At 60.9% G+C, this 18,304-nt stretch carries 12 protein-coding genes; 8 read left to right on the top strand and 4 right to left on the bottom strand.

What is annotated here, in order from left to right:
• Nucleotides 1–17: 17 nt before the first annotated feature.
• From VL752_RS12465 to VL752_RS12455, 3 genes are all read left to right on the top strand, one after another.
• The gene (locus VL752_RS12465; protein WP_325355664.1) at nt 18–1,028 is read left to right on the top strand and encodes an ABC transporter permease; all 1,011 of its coding nucleotides are present in this window, start codon (nt 18–20) and stop codon (nt 1,026–1,028) included.
• Nucleotides 1,029–1,068: 40 nt separating this feature from the next.
• Nucleotides 1,069–1,920: an N-acyl homoserine lactonase family protein gene (locus VL752_RS12460; RefSeq protein WP_325355662.1), complete on the top strand. Its 852-nt coding sequence runs from the start codon at nt 1,069–1,071 to the stop codon at nt 1,918–1,920.
• 408 nt (nt 1,921–2,328) lie between these two features.
• On the top strand, nt 2,329–3,072 hold the full coding sequence (locus VL752_RS12455) for an SDR family NAD(P)-dependent oxidoreductase (RefSeq protein WP_325355660.1): 744 nt from the start codon (nt 2,329–2,331) through the stop codon (nt 3,070–3,072).
• Between the two features lie 152 nt (nt 3,073–3,224).
• Here the strand turns inward: VL752_RS12455 and VL752_RS12450 are convergent, their stop codons facing one another.
• From VL752_RS12450 to VL752_RS12435, 4 genes are all read right to left on the bottom strand, one after another.
• On the bottom strand, nt 3,225–4,421 hold the full coding sequence (locus tag VL752_RS12450; protein ID WP_325355658.1) for a mandelate racemase/muconate lactonizing enzyme family protein: 1,197 nt from the start codon (nt 4,419–4,421) through the stop codon (nt 3,225–3,227).
• A gap of 271 nt (nt 4,422–4,692) precedes the next feature.
• Nucleotides 4,693–6,054, bottom strand: a complete 1,362-nt coding sequence (locus VL752_RS12445) for an MFS transporter (RefSeq protein WP_325355656.1) — start codon at nt 6,052–6,054, stop codon at nt 4,693–4,695.
• A gap of 354 nt (nt 6,055–6,408) precedes the next feature.
• On the bottom strand, nt 6,409–8,934 hold the full coding sequence (locus tag VL752_RS12440; RefSeq protein ID WP_325355654.1) for an ABC transporter permease: 2,526 nt from the start codon (nt 8,932–8,934) through the stop codon (nt 6,409–6,411).
• Nucleotides 8,931–9,632 carry an ABC transporter ATP-binding protein gene (locus VL752_RS12435; RefSeq protein ID WP_325355652.1) on the bottom strand — a complete coding sequence of 234 codons (702 nt, stop codon included), beginning with the start codon at nt 9,630–9,632 and terminating at the stop codon, nt 8,931–8,933. Before VL752_RS12435 ends, VL752_RS12440 begins: the two co-directional genes overlap by 4 nt.
• Before the next feature lie 67 nt (nt 9,633–9,699).
• Here VL752_RS12435 and VL752_RS12430 point away from each other — a divergent pair, with 67 nt between their 5' ends.
• The 5 genes from VL752_RS12430 to VL752_RS12410 all read left to right on the top strand — a co-directional run.
• Nucleotides 9,700–10,314, top strand: coding sequence for an arylesterase (locus tag VL752_RS12430; protein ID WP_325355650.1), 615 nt, complete (start codon nt 9,700–9,702; stop codon nt 10,312–10,314).
• Nucleotides 10,315–10,647: 333 nt separating this feature from the next.
• Nucleotides 10,648–16,506, top strand: a complete 5,859-nt coding sequence (locus VL752_RS12425) for an AAA family ATPase (protein ID WP_325355648.1) — start codon at nt 10,648–10,650, stop codon at nt 16,504–16,506.
• Entirely contained in the window at nt 16,503–17,129 is a 627-nt protein-coding gene (locus VL752_RS12420) for a response regulator transcription factor (RefSeq protein WP_325355646.1), read from the top strand. The genes VL752_RS12425 and VL752_RS12420 overlap by 4 nt, the downstream gene beginning before the upstream one ends.
• Nucleotides 17,130–17,295: 166 nt before the next feature.
• Nucleotides 17,296–17,685: a response regulator transcription factor gene (locus VL752_RS12415; protein ID WP_325355644.1), complete on the top strand. Its 390-nt coding sequence runs from the start codon at nt 17,296–17,298 to the stop codon at nt 17,683–17,685.
• 164 nt (nt 17,686–17,849) lie between these two features.
• Nucleotides 17,850–18,304: hypothetical protein (locus tag VL752_RS12410; RefSeq protein WP_325355642.1), on the top strand; the 455-nt coding region annotated here is incomplete at its 3' end.

The raw sequence follows: 18,304 nt of genomic DNA, 5'->3' as shown, positions 1-18,304 counted from the left end.
CATCTGGGAATTGGATTATGACCCGACAAGACGTTTCGACCGCTTCCGCGCTCGATGCGCGAGTGCAATTGCCCTCTCGGTTTCGACGAGCGATCGTGCATCTGTTCAGCCGCTACGCAACCGTCGTCCTGCTATTTCTGCTGATTCTTGTTTTCTCATTGATCAGCAGCCGCTTTCTGTCCATCAGGAATTGGCAGAATCTTTTAGTTGTGCAGGCTGTCGTGTGCTGCACTGCCTTCGGTGCCATCATGCCGCTTGTCGTCGGGGAGTTCGATCTATCGATCGGCAATATGCTCGGATTCCTGACGATGCTGGGTGCGTTCCTCGGCGGTCAGGGCTATGGGGCAGGTGTCGTCATCCCCGCCATGCTTCTTGGTGGTGTCGCGGTTGGTATCATAAACGGCGTGCTGACAGTGGGCTTCCAGATCAGTTCCTTCATCGCGACGCTCGGGACCGGAATTCTCCTAACCGGGATCACGTTGGGGCTGAGCGGCGGCCAAGTGCTGTTCGACGGTATTCCGCCGACGATTCTGGCTATCGGACAAGGGCATTTTCTCGGGCTTGGCATAACGGTCTGGCTGACGGCGCTCATGGCTGTTGTCCTACTTTATGTGCTTGAGCAAACGCCCTTCGGGCGCAAGCTTTACGCGATCGGCGGGTCGGAGCGTGTGGCATTTTTGGCGGGTATCCGGACAGGACTACTGAAGATCGTTGCCTTCGCGATTGCAGGATTTCTGGTTGGGATCGGCGCGGTTTTTGCGCTCGGCCAGAATGGCGCCGCCAATGCCGGCTTTGGCCCAGATCTGTTGCTGCCGGCCTATGCCGCCGCGTTTTTGGGCGTGACGACCTACAGGCCGGGCTATTACAATATTCCTGGCGCAGTGATTGCCATCATTCTGATGGCGGTAGGCTTCAACGGCTTGAACCTTCTTGGTGCGCCTTTCTGGGTTCAGCCAATATTTAATGGTGGTGTCCTCATCATTGCGGTTATCTGCGCGCGAGCGGAATCTCGCCACGTCAAGAAGTAGTTGTGTGCAATTCGAGAATTGCCGATTTTGGAGATGATTCATGGGAAGTAGCGTTGGTGCACCGGGGCAGATGTGGGAAGTCTACGTTGTCGAATATGCGCGGAGCAAGGATCAGCCCGTCGCTACCTTGATTCAAGGCGCCTATGACAAGGGCGCAATCGATCTACCCTTCGCCTTCGTTCTCGCCCGAAGTGGTAATCGGAATGTCTTGGTAGATTGCGGATTCATGAAAGAGGGCAATGGTATCGCTGTCGCCGAGAAATTTGGCATTCCGAGCTGGATATCTCCAGTCAGAATGGTGGAAGAGATGGGTGTCCTGGCAGACGACATTACAGACATTGTCCTGTCTCATGCGCATTTCGATCATATGGGGTCTGTTGAGAAGTTTCCGAATGCAAAGCTCCATCTGCAGAAGCGTGAACTGCTCAGTTGGATCGAACTCATGGCGATGCCGCGCCAGTTCGGTTTTCTAACGGCGGTGTTGGATCCCGACGACATCTACAGCGCCCTCGATGCAGCCAAGGAGCATCGTTTGATGCTGGTGGAGGGCGATGAGGACGACGTGGTTCCCGGTATTCATGTGCGATCGGGACCGGGGCACACCTTTGGGCAGCAGTTTGTTATTCTTGAGACGGCGAAGGGGCGGGTGGTGGTGGCAGGCGACTGCATCTACGGTGCACAAAACCTCACCGGCACGAATAACGACGGGGTCTACATCCCCCTTGGCTCAGGAATCGGGAGTGCCTTGGATCAGTTGAAATCGGTTGATCGGATTAACAAGGAGATCGGAGGCGATCTGGATCGGCTTGTCATTCTGCACGACTTCGATCGTTGGAGCCGATTTGCGATGATCAAAGAAGTCGATGGGTTCCGAGTCTTCAGGGCCGCTTAGGAACGCACCTTCAAGTTGGGCGTCCTTCCATCTGGTGAGACTTGCGTTGCTAAGTTTCATGCTGTCTGACGCCTGGGTGTGATTGTCCACGACGAAGGCGAGAATGGTGGCGACGCAGAATGTCAAAGGTGACATTTCACGGATGAGCTGTTCGTGGGGCGGTTAGTCCGGGGGCAATGATGATATGCACCCCGGCGGCTTGCAATGACGGGGTGGTTCGGATTGACTCGGTCTGTTTCGCGGTGCGCTGCAAAGCTGTGCACTTTCAGCGAATATCTCACTGCGGCAATCAGAGGATCGAGACATGAATGACCGCGCCCTCGGCAGCACCGACTTGCCGACGACAGGAATCCAACAACTGCGTTCCATCGGTGCGCGACCAACACGGAGACACGTGGAGAGCAATTCATGATCCGGCGAGCGATCGTGACCGGGGCAGGCTCGGGAATTGGCGCAGGCATCGCGACAGCGCTGGCACAGAAGGGGATTCGTCCGGTGCTCGTCGGCCGTCGGGAAGATGCGCTGCTGCGCACCTTGGAGACGATCCGAGGACAGGGGTTCGATGCCGATCCGCTGACATGGGACATTGGCAACGGCGACGACGCCGAGGCGCTCGTCGATCGTGTCGAAACGCAATTTGGCGCTGCCGACACGCTTGTCCATGCGGCTGGCAATCAGTTCAGGTGCCCGGCCGTCGAGTTTCCAGTCGAGCAATGGGATCAGATTCTCGGGCTGCATCTGAGGGCGGCCTTTCTGCTGACCCAGGCCGCGGGCAAGCGGATGATTGCCTCCGGACGCGGCGGCAGCTTACTCTTCATTGGATCACTGACTAGCGAGCGCCTCGGCCTGCCCAACGTTGTTGCCTATGCAGCTGCCAAGAGCGGGCTTCTCGGTCTCATGCGCACCTTGGCCGTCGAGTGGGCGCCACATTCGATTCGTTCCAATGCGATCCTCGTCGGCTTCGTCGGGACGGAGATGACTCGGGACGTTGACGAGCAGCCAGCACGCAAGGCGTTGATGGCGCGCGCACCGATAGGCCGGCTGGGTACGCCGAATGAAATTGGAGAGGCGGCCGCTTACCTCACTTCTGACGGCGCCAGTTTCGTGACCGGTACCTGCCTCACCATTGACGGCGGCTGGAGCATCGCCTGATCAGGCCAATCGGCGCCGCAGCACGTAACAGTGAGGATCTTCGCTTACTTGGCGAAGATCCTCGTGAGCGGCGATCACCCTTCATAGCAACGCCACCCGGCGCGTTAGTAGGAAGTGCCGTGCTGCGGTGAGGTCGATAGGCCGCGGCAATCTCACGCTTCGGTGCGTCGAACCACCAAATCGGATCGCTCAAAAACGGCCGGCCGCAAGTCCGTGCCGAGGCCAGGCCCTTCCATCGGCCATACGTAGCCATCTCTGATTGTCGGAACTTCCGTGACGAGTTCCTTGTACCAACCTGTGTAGAAGGCCCGCACCGACTCTTGAATCATGGTGTTCGGTTGGGAGAAGGCGGTATGGACGGCCGCCGCGAAGCCTACCGGTCCGGTACAGTCGTGGGGTGCGAAAGGCTTGTGATAAGTGTCGGCGAGCACAGCTATCTTGCGCCCCTCCGTCAGCCCTCCGGTCCAACAGAGGTCCACCATCACAATATCTATGGCGTCACGATCGAGCATCTCCTTGTAGGAGAAGCGCGATCCAAGTGTCTCGCTCGCGCACACTGGCACCCGCGTGCAGCGCGCATAATCCGCAAGTGCCTGACTCGAGTTCATTCGGATTGGATCTTCAAACCAGGCGGGCTCATAGGGCTCGAGCGCCCCGGCGATGCGCTTCGCGGTCGTCAGGTTCCACAGCGAATGGAATTCGACCATGATATCCATTTGGCTTCCGACACGCTTGCGGATCAATTCGAAAGGCTTCAAGGCTTCGTTAAGCTGCGCCGCTGATATATCTAGACCGTTCGATTGACGAGCAATAGGGTCGAAAGGCCAAATCTTCATCGCCGAGATACCCATCTCGAGCAGATTTTCTGCCAGTGCTCCGGCGTCGGTCATGAATCCCTTCAGATCCTCGTAAGGGCCTTCGGTTCCGATATTCCAGGTGTTGACCGGGCGAATGTCGCGATTGCGAACATACTGGTAGCCCGCACAAGTATTGTAGATCCGCAACTTGTCCCAGCACAGGCCGCCGAGTAATTGATGTACCGGCTGGTTCGTGGCCTTACCCCAAAGATCGTAAAGCGCGATGTCGATCGCGGAAGCCGCTCGGTATTCTGCCCCGGTGCTCGCCTGAGCGAGCGGTAGGTCGACCAGATCTCGATTGATCGCTTCGATGCGCAGCGGATCGCGGCCAAGAAGTCGCGATGCGAGCGTGTCGTGGATGTGGGCGGAAACCGCGGAAGCCACGTAGAAGGTCTCGCCAAGCCCCACGAGCCCGGTATCCGTGTGGATTCGAACCCAAAGCACGTTTTCAAATTCGTGGGTGTAGAGAGTTTCGACGGCAGTGATTTTCATGAGTTCTCTAACTTATTGCGGAGTCCTTAGATGACATCCGCGGCGATGAGAAAGTTCATAGCGAAATCAAAAGCACGGGGCCTAGCTTTGCCGACACCGCCAACGGCGTGCCGTCGGACGGAATCGGCATCGCGAAGTGGCAGTCGATGTTTTCTCTCCGCCTCTCATCGGGAATGGGAGGCGCTTAGCCACCGTAGGCGACAGCGGTCAAAATCTTCTTCTTCCACGGTGAAAATGACAACGCTAAAGCCTGCGAAAGGGTAGGCACGTTTCAGTGATGCTCGTAGCCGTATATCTCCGGCAGGAGGAAGATGGCACCGAGCAGACCGGCCAGCGGGCAAAGCGCCACCAGCAGCGTGGCTGTGGCGTGGCCCACGACGGCAAAGAGAGAGGGGAACAGGAAGATTGCCAAAAATGATGGCAATTTGACGAACATGTACGCGAAGCCGGAAGCTGTCCCGCGATATTGCGGCTTAGCGACAACGGTGGCGATGGTCATGGTGTTTGACGCATCCCAATAGTGGCCCCAGAGCATCGCAGCCGCGGCAAAGGGGAGCACCACGATGTGATTCGTGTAAAGCGCCCAGGCTGCGACGAGCAGCGATACGAACACGATGCCGAAACCCGCAATGCTAATGCCACGATGCCCGATACGTGGCGTGATCATCGGGCCGACCCAGCCGGAAATCGCCGCTACGACGTAGAGCGCCATGGTCACGGCGTTGATTCCGATTAACGATGACACGCCGACGAGACTAAAAAGAACCGGCAAATAGAAGGCGAAAGTAGAAAATTCAGTGCCTTGCGCAAAGCATGCGATCCAACTGAAGAGAGTCGCGCGCCACCGCACGGGATCGCGGCGCGTGTCGTTCAGGAATTCGGTTGGACGCGGCTGAGGTACTTCGAAGTCCTGATTGGGAAGCATCTCGAGTTCGTCGCCATAGAGACGACGCGACACCAGCTTCGCTTCACGAAACTTTCCCCGTCGTATCAGCCAGACAGCGGTCTCGGGGAGGCTGTGTCGAAGCAGAAAGATGATCAGCGCCGGCACTGCGCCAAGGCCAAGCGTGATGCGCCACACGAGTTCGTGGTTCATGTGGAAAAGCAGCATGACGAGGATTGTAGCCAGCGTCATAATCTCGCCGACGGCGAACATGAACTGCCAACGATTGCCCACCACCTCTCGCTCGCCTGGGGGCAGCGATTCCATGATGTAGGTGTAGCCATTGGAAATATCGCTGCCAAGCGGAATGCCGAGGAAAAAGCGAAGCACGGCAAGCAATGCAACACTCGTCACGAAAGCCTGCGCGACGGCAAGAACGATGAAGAGCACCATGGTGCAGAGGAACATGATGCGTCGGCCTATGCGATCTGAAAGCCAACCACCGACGAGAGCCCCCACCAAAGCTCCGCCTTGCGTACCGGCCGCCGCTAGTCCGAGAAGCAGGGCGCTCGGATGGTACTGCGCCCTGATGAAGATCAGGACGAAAGCAATCGCGTATAGGTCCCATGCTTCGACAAAGATCGAAGCCAGCATCAGCCAGCCAATACGACTGCCTTGCGGGTTGTAGTTGCGGATGACATGGCGAACCGCCTCATCCATGCGTAGCTGCAGCGTCGTGGTTGCCGACACGATCGGACTTCTCCTTCCGCAGAGGGGATTGGATGTCTAGGGCGTACAAAAGTCGCCCTCGGCATCAAAGCAGGAGAGGTCGAAGACCGGAAGCCCCGAAACCGTGTAGCTGCCCGTTGACGAAATCGGCTCGGATCTTGTCAGCGATCATTTTGATGGGGACGACAAGTCAAGCTGAATCGGCTAGACAGCGCGATTGCTCAACGGGCTGGTAGCGGTCGGCTTAACGTCTCGTAACTTGACACGTCGATGGCCTGCTATCAGCGAATGACGGGTGAGTTTGGCGTCACGCCAAACCTCGTTAGGTGAACTGCCCGATCCACGCCACGCCAGTGCCGTTCAGTCGGCAATGCCTCAACCGCCGTTCTCCAACCGGAGCCGCGGCGCCGCCGGCTGGCGGAGTGCGCGCTCGGTTGAGACGAAGCCGAGCGCGATCATCGCCAGAATGCTCAAGGCCACCGTCAGCAGCATGATCCCGGGCAGAAAATGCCAATCCGTGTGGAAGACCCGGCGAATGGCGACGGCGGCAGCGAGATCGCCCAGCACCGCGGCGGCGACGCCGGCCATGCCGCCGGCCACCGCGAATTCGGTGAGCCAGGCGAGGCGAATTTGCGCCCGCGTTGCACCGAGTGTTTTTAGCACCACGGCTTCGGCAATGCGCCGCTCGCGTTCCGCCGCAATGGCACTGACGAGAACAAGGCCGCCCGCCATAAGCGCCACGAGCCCGACAAGGCTAACCGCCGTGCCGATCTGACCGAGCAAGTCTCGGAACGCTGCCAGGACTTGGCCGACATCGATGCCCGTGACACCCGGTAAGGCGTCCGTCACGGCTGCCAGCACGGCACCTTCCTGGCCCGGATCCGCCTTGAGCGTCGCGATCACGGTATGGGGCGCGCCCGCGAAGGGATCAGGCGTGCCGATCAGCAGGAAATTCAGCTCAAGGGATTGCCAGTGAATGTCGCGCAGGCTTGCAACCTTGAGGTCGAACTGCCGCCCCAGGACGCTGACCGTGAGCCGGTCCCCAATGTGGATACCCCACTCCTTGGCGATCCGCGCATCGAAGGAGACCTCGGGCGGTCCGAGGTAATCGTCGGGCCACCATTGCCCGGCGCGCAACCGCGTGCCCGGCGGCGGTTTACCCGCATAGGTGAAGCCGACATCGGTGCGCAGCGGCCAGTCGCTTCGCCCCGGAGGGTGGAATTGCGCCACCGGCACGCCCTTCACGGCCAGGATCCGGGCGCGCAGGCTCGGCAGTTCCTGGAGGTCGGACGCGGCATGGGTGTTTCGCACCACGGCCTCGAAGGTCGAAAGCTCGGCCGGCTGAATGTCGATGAAATAGAAGCTCGGCGCTGAACGGGGCAATTCGCCTGCAAACTCGGCCATGAGATTAGCGCGGATTTCGGCCACTGCTACAAGCACGGTGAGACCGGCACCGGCTGACATCAGCATGAGCGGCAAAGGCGAGCCTGGCCCGTGCAGCCGCCGGAGCGCCCATGACACGGCCACATTGCGCGACACCGGCAGGCGCGGCAGCAGCCACCGGAGGAGAGCCGCTATGCCCCTCAGCGAGACGAGCGTGGCGATGGCACCCGCGCAATAGCCCAAGGCAAGGCTCGGGCGCGGCACCGAAAGGGCGGCCAGCGCGACGAGCAAGAGGATCAGCGACAGCTCGACGAGCATCGGCCTCAGCCGCCACGGCACCTTTGGCGGCAGCGCTGCCGCCCGGAACAACGCAGCCCCCGAGATGGCGGTCGCCCGGCGGAGCGGCCTGAGCGCAAAAATAGCGCCCACGAGCAGCCCGAAAGCGGCTGCCAAGGCGAGCGGGAGGGGATAAAGCCCGACATGATGCGGCACCGGAAGTGTGTCGCGCAGAGCCGGCAGGACAAGCACCGGCAGCACCGCGCCAAGCGCCAGGCCGGCGAGAACGCCCGGAATGCCCAGTACCGCCAGTTGCAGCCCCTGGATGAGGCCAACCATCCGTGCCGATGCGCCAAGGCAGCGCAAGGTCGCGATGCTCCGCGCCCGCGCCGTGAGCCAGGCCTCTACGCCATTCGCGACGCCGATGCCGCCGACCAGCAATGCGGAGAGGCCCAGCAGCGTCATGAACAACGCCGCCTGATCGACGAAGCGCGAGAGATCGGGCGTGGCATCGCCCGTCGTGCGGATGCGCCAGAGATTTCGCGGGAACTGCGCCTGGAGCGCCGCAAGCGCCGCTGGAACGGAGACACCCGGCGGCAAGGCCACCTGAAGATTAAAGGTGATGAGTCCACCTGGCGCGACGAGTGGCGTGCCGGCAAGCGCGGCCAGGGGTACGAACGCTTTCACGCCGAATAGCCGACTGTCGGCAATCCGGTCCGGCGAATCGGCGATCGTCCCGCGAAAGGCGAACCTCACGCCCCCCAGGGTCACCGTGTCGCCCGCATGAAGTTTCAACGTCTGCGCGCCGGTGGGATCCAGCACCAGGCCGGGCCGACCATCGATGCCTTTTTTCAGATTGCCGAACTGGCCAGACGGCTGGGTGGTCACCTGGCCGATCAGTGGCCAATCAGGGCTTACGGCCTTGGCCGCCACCAGCAGCCGGTGGCCGGAAGGAGCCACGAGAATGGAGCGGGTTTCTACCGTCTCTGACACCCGTGCGCCGCGGGACCGTAGCCACGCGGAGACGGCCGGCGAAAAGGGCCCGAGCCCGGTCGAGAGCACGAAATCGCCACCCAGAATCGCCCGGCCATCTTCCGCAATCCCTTGTCCAAGGGCTGCACGCAGCGAGCCGATACCGGCGATCGATGAAACACCGAGGCCAAGGCATAGCAGGACAATGATCAATCCGCGTGTGCCGCCGCGCAGATCGCGCAGCGCGATCCGCCAGGCCAGCCGGATCACGCGAGCAGGCCGTTCTTAATGGTCACGGTTCGGCCGCAGCGTGCGGCGAGCACCGGGTCATGCGTGATCAGCAGGAGGGTCGCGCCCGCCTGGCCGCAGAGATCAAACAGCAAATCCATCACCAGCTTGCCCGTTTCGCTGTCCAGGTTGCCGGTCGGCTCGTCGGCCAGCAGGAGACGAGGCCCGGGCGCGAAGGCACGGGCCAGTGCTACCCGCTGCTGCTCACCCCCGGAAAGCTGCGCCGGCCGATGGGACAGGCGGTGGCCGAGCCCGACGCGCCTGAGGGCCTCGGCGGCAACTGCCGTTGCATCCGGTCTGCCGGCAAGTTCCAACGGCACGGCCACGTTCTCCACGGCGGTCATGGTGGGGATAAGGTGGAAGGACTGAAAAACGATGCCCATTTGCGCGAGGCGAAACCGTGCCCTCGCATCTTCATCGAGGCGCGCCAAATCTGTCCCGGCGACAGTGATGGCCCCGCCGGTGGCCCGTTCCAGACCGGCCACAAGCATGAGCAGGCTTGTTTTCCCCGAACCCGAAGGACCGAGAATCCCGATCGTCTCACCTGTCTCGATATCCAGGTCGATGCCCCGGAGAATGTTGACCGTGCCGGCAGCGGCGGAGATGCTAAGCCGAAGGTCACGCAGACTGATGATTGGCGGACGTGACGGCGTGGCCGCCTTGGGGAGTAGTTCGATCATGCGAGGCTCATATAGTGGCGGGATCGGCACTGCGAAGCGCGCAATTCTTGCGCTGCTGCTCTTCATCATGGGAACCATGATGAGTCTGAGCAGAGCTGAGGCGGCGCCGGTGCACCTGATGATCCTCGGCGACTCGCTCACCGCAGGCTATGGACTGCCAAAAAAGGACGGGTTTCAAGCGAAGCTTGCCGCCGCGTTGAAGGCACAGGGCACTGCTGTTATTCTGGTGGACGCTGCGGTTTCGGGCGACACAACGACAGATGCGGCGGCGCGACTCGATTGGGCGCTCGGCGGCGGCCCGGTAGACGCCGCAATCGTCGAGCTTGGCGGCAATGACGCGCTGCGGGCGCTCGATCCCTCGCTGATGAGGCATAACCTCACCTATATCCTCGATCAGCTGCAGTCCCGACACATCCCGGTGCTGCTGACCGGCATGATCGCTCCACCCAATCTCGGCAATGACTACGACGACAGGTTCAAGGCGGTTTTCGCCGATCTCGGCAAGCGGCCGGGGCTGATCTATGATCCCTTCTTTCTTCAGGGCCTTGTTGGCCATCCAGAATATGCCCAGCCGGACGGGCTTCATCCGAATGCCGCGGGTGTGGATATTGAAGTCAGAAGACTGGAGCCCCTGGTGCTGAAGCTGATTGCGGAGGCAAAGGCGCAAGTTATAAAACGATGATAGATCAACTAAACTAGTTACTGGAGCGATTAAGCGCGTCGGCGCCGCCTGTGCATTGGGCCATCACGTCGGAACGGTCAGTGAATTCATCGAAACCCGCGCCGTCATCGCGATTGGTCGCTCAGGCAAGTTACCTGTGATCACCCTGCGCTCAAGGTCCCTCGCAGCGCGGTAATGTGACCCGGCAGGAATTTTGCAATCCCCACGCGATCGACGGACGAACCGTTTTTCGTGTCAAACCGCAACAACATTCTGGTAGAATGGCGAAGGGTACCGCATCGAGAGCGGTACGCAAGGGCGAGCGGGACGACCGCCGCCGGTAGAAGGTTCCTCGTGACGGAACTGTCGGGTTACGCGCTCTCTCATCTAGGGGAGGGCCCACCAACACTGTTCAGGGGGCTCGGCGAGGGCCTGGCGCCGATCCTGTTGGCTCGCGCCGACGGCTCTTCCCCTGGATTGCTCCATCGGCTTGAACATGAATACGCGATGCGGGCCGAGCTTGGCGGCGAATGGGCTGTCATTCCGGTCGAACTACTCCGGCGCGGGGGTGGGCTCACGCTGGTTTTGGCTGATTCGGGCGGGGAGCCGCTCGATCATATGCTCGGCCGGCCGATGGAGGTGCTGGATTTCCTGCGCATTGCCGTCCCGCTCGCGGCGGCGGTCGGCCGGATGCATGCGCAGGGGCTGGTCCATAAGGACCTCAAACCAGCCAATATCCTTGTCGACCCGGCCAACAGTGGTGTCTGGCTGACCGGCTTCGGGATCGCCTCGCGGCTGCCCCGCGAGCGTCAGGCGCCGTCACCGCCCGAGGTCATCGCCGGCACGCTAGCCTATATGGCGCCCGAACAGACCGGGCGGATGAACCGCTCGATCGACTCTCGGAGTGATCTCTACGCGCTTGGCATTATCTTCTACGAGATGCTGACCGGAGGGCTGCCCTTCATCGCGGCGGATCCGATGGAATGGGTGCACTGCCATATCGCCCGACAGCCCGTGCCGCCCGGCGAACGGATTCCTGGGATCCCCGGGGTTCTATCGACGATCGTATTGAAGCTGCTCGCCAAGACTGCGGACGACCGCTACCAGACGGCTGTCGGCCTTGCAATTGACCTGCAGCGCTGCCTGTCGGCATGGCAGGCGACCGGCGGCATTGCGCCATTCCCGGTCGGGCAACGGGACGTGCCGGACCGTCTGCTGCTCCCGGAGCGACTGTATGGGCGCGAGGGCGAGATCGACCGCCTGCTCGCAACCTTCGACCGTGTGGTGGCAGGCGGCACGCCCGAACTGGTGCTGGTGTCCGGTTATTCCGGAATCGGCAAGTCCTCGGTAGTGAATGAGATGCACAGGTCGCTGGTCCCGTCGCGTGGCTTGTTCGCGTCCGGCAAGTTCGACCAGTATAAGCATGACATCCCTTACGCCACCCTGGCCCAAGCATTTGGGAACCTTGTGCGCCCGCTTCTGGGCCAGAGCGAAGCGGCTCTTGGCCGATGGCGAACTGCCCTGAACGAGGCGCTGGGCCCGAACGGCCAGCTCATCGTCAACCTTGTTCCCGAGCTGGAACTCGTGATTGACAAACAGCCGCCGGTCCCGGATCTGCCGCCGCAGGACGCGCAGAACCGCTTCCAGATGGCCTTCCGGCGCTTCCTCGGCGTCTTCGCGCGGCAGGAGCACCCGCTCGCCTTATTTCTTGACGATTTGCAGTGGCTGGACACGGCCACGCTCGACCTCCTCGAGCACCTGTTGACGCATTCCGAGGTGCGGCACCTCATGCTGATCGGAGCTTACCGGGACAACGAGGTCGGACCGACGCATCCGCTCCTGCGGACGCTCAAGGCGATCCGCGCAGGCGGTGGGCGGGTCGAGGAGATCGTGTTGGCACCCCTCCGTCTGGAGGATGTTAGCAGGCTGATTGCCGACGGGCTGCATAGCACGCCGCAAAGCGCGCGCCCGCTGGCACGGTTGGTGAAGGAGAAAACGAGCGGCAATCCCTTCTTCGCGATCCAGTTCCTGACGGCGCTGGCCGAGGAAGAGTTGCTCACCTTCGACCGTGGCACGCTTGCCTGGCAATGGGATGTCGACCGCATTCGCGCCCAAAACTACACCGACAATGTCGTGGATCTCATGGTGGGCAAACTGCGGCGGCTTGTCCCCGGCACCCGCGAAGCCGTCCAACAACTCGCCTGCCTAGGCAACGTTGCCGAGAGTGCCACTCTGGCCCTGGTGCGTGGGGAGGCTGAGGCGGCGACACAAGCGGCCCTTTGGGAAGCGGTTCATTCCGGGCTCGTCCTGCCGCAGGACCGTGCCTATAAGTTTCCCCACGACCGTATTCAGCAAGCGGCCTATTCGCTGATACCCGATGACCGGCGGGCCGATATCCACTTACGCATCGGCCGTGCGCTACTGGCAGGCATGACCGCCGACGACCTCGCCGAGCATCTCTTCGATGTCGCGAACCAGTTCAATCGCGGGACAGCGTTACTCGTCGACCGCGACGAAAAAATACGAGCCGCGGCAATCAACCTGCGTGCCGGGCGAAAAGCCAAGGCTTCGGCGGCCTATGCCGCGGCACGCAGCTATTTCGAATCCGGCATGGCACTGTTGGACGAGGAGGACTCGGGCAGCCAATACCAGCTGGCCTTCAACCTCTGGCTCGAGCGTTCGGAGTGCGCGTTTCTGACCGGTGAATTCGACAAGGCGGAGCAATTGATTGCAACCTTGCTTCAGCGCGCGACGTCGACGGTCGATCTGGCCACCATCTACCAACTCAAACTCCAATTCCATGTGATGAAGTCGGAAAACCAGCAGGCTGTTGCCAGCGCGCTGGAGTGCCTGCGGCTGTTCGGCATTGAACTGCCGGCACACCCGAGCTGGGAGCAAGTCCAGCTCGAGTATAAGATGGTCTGGCAGACTCTCGATGGGCGCTCGATCGAGAGCCTGGTTGATCTTCCGCTGATGACAGATCCTGAACTTCAGGCTGCCATGCAGCTGCTCTCGGTTCTCACGCCCCCTGCCTACTTCACCGACTTTCACCTATTTTGCCTGATCGCTTGCCGCATGGTGACGGTCGGCACGCAACACGGACTAAGTGGCGCTGCCACGCTCGGCTATGCCCTGCTGGGGTTTGTCCTTGGCCCGGTCTTTCACCGTTTCGGTGAGGGTTATCGCTTTGCCAAGCTTGCATGTGATCTGGTCGAGAAGCATGGATTCGTCGCCAACCCGGCGAAGGTCTATCATGCAGCGGGAACAGTGGCCTTCTGGACGCAGTCGGTCGAAACCGCGATCAATTTCATGGGCGCCGCCTATCGTGCCGCGATCGAGACGGGCGATCTGACCTTTGCTTGCTACGGCATGTACCAATCTGTCACAGGTCGTCTCCTGCTGAATGATCCACTCGACGCGGTATGGCGCGAGTCGGAGGCAGCATTGGATTTTGCCCGGGACGCCAGGTATGGAGACGCGGCAGACATAGTCCGGAGCCAGCAACGCTTCATCGCGACTATGCAAGGTCGGACAGTGACCTTCTCGACCTTCAGCGATGCACAGTTTGACGAAGCAAGGTTCGAGGCGCAGCTGGCCAAAGACCGGATGACCTTGATGACCTGCTTTTACTGGATCCTTAAACTGAAGGCGCGGTTTCTGTCGGGCGACTACGCCGATGCGCTCGCGGCAGCTGAAAAAGTGAAGCCGCTCCTGTCGGCCGCAGCCGCTCAAATCCAGCTGCTGGATTACTATTACTATGGCGCGCTGACAGTGGCAGCGCTCTATGGGGAAGCTTCGGCCGACGAGCAATCACGCTGGCGCGAACTTCTCGCGGCACATCAGGAACAACTTTGCGAATGGGCCGAAACCTATCCACCGACCTTCGGTGACAAGCACGCCCTGGTATCGGCAGAGATTGCGCGCCTCACCGGCCGTGTGCTTGACGCCGAGCGCCTTTATGAAGATGCCATCCGGCAGGCGCGCGCGAATGGATTTGTTCAGAACGAAGGCCTGGCGCAGGAAGTGGCCGCGCGGTTCTACGCAGCACGCGGACTCGAAACGATATCCTCCGCACTTCTCCGGAACGCGCGATCCTGCTACTCGCTCTGGGGCGCCATGGGCAAGGTCCGGCAGCTTGAGACGCTTCATCCCGGAGTTTTCGAGGACGGGATGACGCGACCGTCGGCCACTGCGCTCGGGACGCCCATCGCACAGTTCGACATCGGCGCGGCCGTCAAGGCATCGCAGGCGGTTTCCGGTGAGATCGTGCTCGATCGGCTCATTGAAACCCTGATGACGATCGCGCTCGAACACGCCGGTGCAGAACGTGGTCTGCTCATTCTTCTGCGCGGCGACAAACTGCAGATCGAATCGGAGGCCAGGAGTGCTCACAAGACGATCGAGGTCGCGCTTCGGCGCGTAGAGGTGACAGCTGCCGAACTGCCCGAATCGCTTCTCCACACCGTAATCCGAACAAGGCAGAGCGTCATCCTGGATGATGCTGCGGCCCAGAACCCCTTCGCGGCGGACGCGTATTTCAGCCGGACGCGCGTGCGCTCACTTCTTTGCCTGCCCCTGGTCAAACAGACCAAATTGCTCGGCGTGCTCTATCTCGAGAACAACCTTGCATCCTACGTGTTCACGCCGGCCCGAATCTCGGTGCTGGAATTGCTCGCATCGCAAGCCGCGATCTCGCTCGAAAATGCCGGGCTCTACGCCGAATTGCAGGTGAGCGAAGATCGCTGGCGCAACCTGTTCGAAAATGTCCCGGTCGGCGTGGCATTGGTCGGTAAGGCAGGGCGCTACGTCGCCGTAAACCAAGCGCTGCAGCGCATGACCGGCTATTCGGAAGCGGAGCTGCTCCGCCTCTCGCCCGTTGACATTACTCACGAGGATGACCGCGCCTCCACCGCGGCCATCATCGCCGCGCGCGCGGCCGGCGGCCCCCAGACGCAGGTCGTCGAGAAACGCTACCGACGCAAGGACGGCGGAACAGTCTGGGCAGAGCTCAGTACCTTCGTGATCCCGGTTGGCTCGGGCCCACCGCTTTATGCGGGGGTCGCAGTCGACATCACCGCCCGGAAGCGCGCCGTGGAGGAACTGCGGCGCAGTGAAGCCTCGCTCGCCCAGGCGCAGGTGATAAGCCGGACTGGCAGCTGGCGCTGGACCGTGGGCGCCGAGGTATTGTCCACATCAGCAGAATTCCTCCGGATCTTCGGCTTCGATCCGGCCGCCAAGCAGGTGTCGTACAATGCGCTTCTCGACCGCGTTGACCCTGAGGACCGGCCTCTGCTGGAGCAGAACTTCGCCAAAGCGACGCAGGACAGGCGCGCGTTCCAACGGGAGTATCGGATCATTCTGCCTGACGGCGCGATCAGGTATCTGCAAAGTATTGGCCACCCCGGCCTCACGGACACCGGCGCCCCGGAATTCTTTGGGACGGTCATGGACATCACTGAACGCAAGCTTGCCGAAGAGGCGTTGCGGAACGTTCAGAGCGACCTCGCCCGCGTCTCGCGGCTGACGACGCTCGGCGAACTCGCCGCCTCCCTGGCACACGAGATCAATCAGCCCTTGGTCGCGATTACACTGAATGCCGCATCTGCCCTGCGCTGGCTGAACCGGGATCAAGCGGATCTTGATGAAGCGCGGATAATGCTGGCTCAGATAGAGCGCGACGGTATGCGGGCAGGGAACGTGATCCAGGGGCTTCAGGCAATGGTCAAGAAATCTGGCCCTCACATAGCCAAGTTTGACATTTCCGATGCCATCGACGAGGTGCTGACCCTGACCCGTAGCGAATTGCACCGGCGCGGTGTTGTGCTTGTCACGGATCTCGCCGGCGGCGACCGGCCGGTATTGGGGGACAGGGTCCAACTGCAGCAAGTGCTGCTGAACCTGATCGTTAACGGCATCCAGGCGATGGAAGAGGTTGCGGATCGCAGGCGGGAGCTTCATGTCACCGTCACACCGGCCGAGCCGGGCCATGTGCGGGTTGCGGTCGGGGACACCGGCCCGGGACTAGACCCGGCGCTCGCGCAGCACATTTTTGAGCCTCTCTTCACGACTAAGCCTGACGGCTTAGGGATGGGACTTTCGATTTGCCGATCGATCATTGAGGCGCATGGCGGACGACTATTGTCCAAGCCTAAACTGCCGAGAGGCATCGTATTCGAGTTCCAACTGCCCACTGACAGTCAGGAGGCACCTTGACCGAGCCGCAGCCAGTGGTCCTCGTCGTGGACGATGATGCGTCCGTGCGAGGAGCGATAGAAAACCTGCTACGGTCGCTGGGCCTGACGGTGCAGAGCTACGGGACCGCACAGGAATTCCTGCAAACTAAACTCCCGGATGCGCCTGCATGTATTGTGCTAGACGTCCGCATGCCCGGGCAAAGCGGCCTGGAATTCCAGCGGACACTGGCGAGCGCAAATATCCGTCTGCCGATTATATTTCTCAGCGGTCACGCTGACATTGAAATGTCTGTTCGCGCGATGAAATCCGGAGCCGTGGAGTTCCTGACCAAACCCTTCCGTGAACAGGAACTCCTCGACGCCATTCAGGTCGGGATCGAGCGTGATCGCGCCCGGCGCCAGGACGCCAAACGTTTGGCGGAATTGCAAGAGCGTCTCATTGGCCTGACCGCACGGGAGCGCTCAGTTCTGGCGCTCGTGATCACGGGCCTGCAAAACAAACAAATCGCCGGACGGCTCGATGTCAGCGAGACAACGGTGAAAGTCCATCGCAGCCAGGTTATGCGCAAGATGCGCGCGCACTCTTTGGTCGATTTGGTGCGCATGGCCGACATGCTCGGAATCTCTGCCGAAAACGCGTAGGCGATCGATACTAAAGTCGTAGAACCCCTAGGCTCCGGGTCAATCCCACCACTGCGAGTGGGCAAGAGCCCTTGCTACAAGTCCATGACCGCGCTCCTCTTGCGCAATAGCGAGGCGCCGCCTGGCAGCGCTAATGTTGGCCGTCGGATAGAAAGCAACAGGGCACATGCCAGGAAACGCCGTAATTTCGATTGTCGACAACGACATTTCTGTGCGCGAAGCGGTCCTGGGTCTTATGAGAGCGACCGGTTTTATTGCAGAATCGTTCCACAGTGCCGAACATTTTCTTCGGGCCGGTGGCCCCTCCAGGGCCTCCTGCCTGATTGCGGATATGCGGATGCCCGGCATGTCGGGACTAGAGCTGCAAAACCACTTGGCCGCAGCAGGCACCCCAATTCCGACAATTCTCATTACGGCCTTTCCGGATGAACGGGACCGGGAGTGCGCCAAGAAGAATGGTGCCGTCTGCTATCTGACCAAACCGTTCAAGGACGCTGACCTACTCGCCTGCATAGAAGCGAGCCTTGCAACCTCGGGCTCCCCTATCAGGAAATGAACGCGACAAGGTGGCCGATGTGCTCCTCAAACACGACATCTTTTAAACTCTGCAGTTTTCGCGGCGTTATTCACGGCTCGCCTTGGCGGGCGTGATCAGGCTGAGGCACACGATCCTTCCCACCCGACTCCGTGGTGCCGCTCCCTCTCTTGAAAGATTGAGCAATGGACGGACTTCAGGCTGCTGGGCTATCTGCCATCATCCGCGAGGAAATAAAACGCTCGGACAAGACGGGGGCGGCCGAACCCGTCCTGGGCGAGGTTTCCCCCGAGTTGCGCTGGCGCTTGGCGCTATTCGAAATTGTCGTAGATGCATTGAAGGCTGTCCATCACGACACCGAGGTTCTCGGTCAACCGATCTGGAAAGAGGAAGCTCGGCTCCGTGCCGCTGGTTTCCTCGAGCTGGCCTTGGCCGATTCATTCGGGGCGAGGTCCCCGCGCAATAAAAGCGAGGATTCCAACTCGGATCTTCTGTCCATCTCTAAACTCGCTCAGTGCTATCTGTCTCTGCGACAAACTCGCGCTCGTGGACTGCTCGAGTGTGAGGACACTCTGCAAGATCTCTGTATCGGTCTCGCAGTCGCATACCAACCCGCAGTCCGCAATCTTGACCTGCAGGT

The sequence above is a fragment of the Acidisoma sp. genome, assembly GCF_035492295.1.
Classification (GTDB): Bacteria; Pseudomonadota; Alphaproteobacteria; order Acetobacterales; family Acetobacteraceae; genus Acidisoma.
Note: the sequence above shows the minus strand (reverse complement) of the source record. Positions and strands in the feature narration are given on the sequence as shown.

Coding starts and splice junctions, on each gene's coding strand:
- VL752_RS12430 (WP_325355650.1), top strand. CDS start 9,700: ATGGGAACCATGATGAGTCTGAGCAGAGCTGAGGCGGCGCCGGTGCAC.
- VL752_RS12450 (WP_325355658.1), bottom strand. CDS start 4,421: ATGAAAATCACTGCCGTCGAAACTCTCTACACCCACGAATTTGAAAAC.
- VL752_RS12415 (WP_325355644.1), top strand. CDS start 17,296: ATGCCAGGAAACGCCGTAATTTCGATTGTCGACAACGACATTTCTGTG.
- VL752_RS12465 (WP_325355664.1), top strand. CDS start 18: ATGACCCGACAAGACGTTTCGACCGCTTCCGCGCTCGATGCGCGAGTG.
- VL752_RS12435 (WP_325355652.1), bottom strand. CDS start 9,632: ATGATCGAACTACTCCCCAAGGCGGCCACGCCGTCACGTCCGCCAATC.
- VL752_RS12460 (WP_325355662.1), top strand. CDS start 1,069: ATGGGAAGTAGCGTTGGTGCACCGGGGCAGATGTGGGAAGTCTACGTT.
- VL752_RS12455 (WP_325355660.1), top strand. CDS start 2,329: ATGATCCGGCGAGCGATCGTGACCGGGGCAGGCTCGGGAATTGGCGCA.